Below are 737 nucleotides of genomic sequence, written 5' to 3'. Positions count from 1 at the left end.
AGACTCGCTTTCGCTACGGCTACCCTATTCGGTTAACCTCGCTACAAAATATAAGTCGCTGACCCATTATACAAAAGGTACGCAGTCACACCACGAAGGTGCTCCTACTGCTTGTACGTACACGGTTTCAGGTTCTATTTCACTCCCCTCACAGGGGTTCTTTTCGCCTTTCCCTCACGGTACTGGTTCTGCTCCTACTGCTTGTACGTACACGGTTTCAGGTTCTAGTTCACTCCCCTCACAGGGGTTCTTTTCGCCTTTCCCTCACGGTACTGGTTCACTATCGGTCAGTTGGGAGTATTTAGCCTTGGAGGATGGTTCCCCCAATATTCAGTCAAAGTTTCACGTGCTCCGACCTACTCGATTTCACTTTAGATAAGTTTTTGTGTACGGGACTATCACCCTGTGTCGTCAAACTTTCCAGAATGTTCCACTAACTACACTAAAGCTTAAGGGCTGGTCCGATTTCGCTCGCCGCTACTTTCGGAATCTCGGTTGATTTCTTTTCCTACGGGTACTTAGATGTTTCAGTTCTCCGCGTTCGCCTCATATGGCTATGTATTCACCATATGATACCTGCAAGCAGGTGGGTTTCCCCATTCGGAAATCCTAGTCTCAAGCGCCTCTTACTGGCTCAACTAGGCTTATCGCAAGTTAGTACGTCCTTCATCGCCTCCAACTGCCAAGGCATCCACCGTGTACGCTTAGTCACTTAACCATACAACCCAAAACAGTTT

Annotated in this window: 1 rRNA gene; it reads right to left on the bottom strand. The window is 47.9% G+C overall.

The window, feature by feature from the left end:
- Nucleotides 1-718: ribosomal RNA gene (locus C2M32_RS02350) — 23S ribosomal RNA — on the bottom strand; the annotation flags it as partial.
- Nucleotides 719-737: the final 19 nt, after the last annotated feature.

Origin of the sequence: Pseudoalteromonas sp. T1lg23B (assembly GCF_002964665.1) — a bacterium.
Taxonomy (GTDB): domain Bacteria; phylum Pseudomonadota; class Gammaproteobacteria; order Enterobacterales; family Alteromonadaceae; genus Pseudoalteromonas.
Note: the sequence above shows the minus strand (reverse complement) of the source record. Positions and strands in the feature narration are given on the sequence as shown.